We start from the raw sequence: 1337 nt of genomic DNA, 5'->3' as shown, positions 1-1337 counted from the left end.
CCGGTCAGCAGCGCGTCGGTGCGGACCCCGCCGTCCGCCGGCTCGCGCTTCCAGCCCACCTGGCCGCCCGGCTGCTGGAGCCGCAGCACGAACTCCATCGCCCCGCGCACCACCGGCCACATCCGGCGCAGGAACGCCTCGTCGCCGGTAGCCAGATAGTGGTGCCAGACGCCGACCGCGGGGTACGCGCAGAAGTTCGTCTCCCGGCCCCGGTCGGTCGGCCGGGCCGCGTCCCCGTCCGCGTACGCCGCGTACCAGGAGCCGTCCGCGAGCTGGTGCCGGCGCAGCCACTCGTACGCCGCCTCCGCCCTCGCGTGCTCGCCCGCGGCGTCCAGGGCCATCGCCGCCTCGGTGTGGTCCCACGGGTCGAGGTGGTGCCCGCGGAACCACGGGATCGCCCCGTCGTCCCGCTGCTCGGCGGCGATCCCGGCGACGGTCTGCGCCACCTCGACGGCGTCGAGCACGCCGGGCAGGACCAGGTGATCTGTGCGCCCGGAACCCGTCACCGGCCGCCCTCGTGGGGCTTGGTCGCGTACACGACGACGCTCTTGCCCACGACGGGGTCGAGCAGCCGCTCGGCGAGGCGGGTGGCCAGCGGCTTCTTCATGATGTCCCAGACCAGCAGCTTGTGGTACGCGCGCACGGCCGGCGACCGGTCGTTGTCCACGCCGACGGCGCACTTGATCCACCAGTACGGGGAGTGCAGCGCGTGCGCGTGGTGGAGGCCGTACGGCGTCAGGCCCGACTCGCGGATCCTGCCGACCAGTTCGTCCGCCTTGTAGATGCGGATGTGGCCGCCCTCGACCTCGTGGTACGCATCCGACAGGGCCCAGCAGACCTTCTCGGGGCCGTAGCGGGGGACCGTGACCGCGATCCGGCCGCCGGGGCGCAGCACGCGCACGACCTCGGCGAGCACGCCCTTGTCGTCGTGGATGTGCTCCATCACCTCGGAGACGATGACGACGTCGAAGCTGTCGTCGGGGAACGGCAGGGCGAGGGCGTCGCCTTCGACGGCGGTGGCGGTGGCGCCCGCCGGGGCCTCGCCCGCCTCCTTCATCGCGGCGAACCAGCGGGCCACTTCGCGGATCTCGGCGCCGTCGCGGTCGAGGGCGACGACGCGGGCGCCGCGCCGGTAGCACTCGAAGGCGTGCCGCCCCCCGCCGCAGCCGAGGTCGAGCACGCGGTCGCCGGGCGCGAGCGGGAAGCGGGTGAAGTCGACGGTCAGCAAGTCTCCTCCGGAGGGGTGGGCGGGAGGCGTACGGGGGCGGGGAGGGGCGGGGGAGAGGAGTGCGCGAGGGGGCGGGCGGCCGGCGCGGCGCGGCGTGGATCCGGCATCC

At 74.8% G+C, this 1337-nt stretch carries 2 protein-coding genes; both read right to left on the bottom strand.

From position 1 onward, the window contains the following. On the bottom strand, positions 1–506 hold a 506-nt coding region (locus tag H5J30_RS33675), incomplete at its 3' end, for a prenyltransferase/squalene oxidase repeat-containing protein (RefSeq protein WP_508471227.1). Continuing rightward, on the bottom strand, positions 503–1228 hold the full coding sequence (locus tag H5J30_RS33670) for a class I SAM-dependent methyltransferase (protein WP_181791565.1): 726 nt from the start codon (positions 1226–1228) through the stop codon (positions 503–505). The genes H5J30_RS33675 and H5J30_RS33670, both read right to left, overlap by 4 nt. Between the last annotated feature and the right edge of the window lie 109 nt (positions 1229–1337).

Source organism: Streptomyces phytophilus (genome assembly GCF_013870535.1).
Lineage (GTDB): Bacteria > Actinomycetota > Actinomycetes > Streptomycetales > Streptomycetaceae > Streptomyces > Streptomyces phytophilus.
The sequence above is the reverse complement of the archived record's forward strand: the minus strand, read 5'-3'. Positions and strand labels throughout refer to the sequence as shown.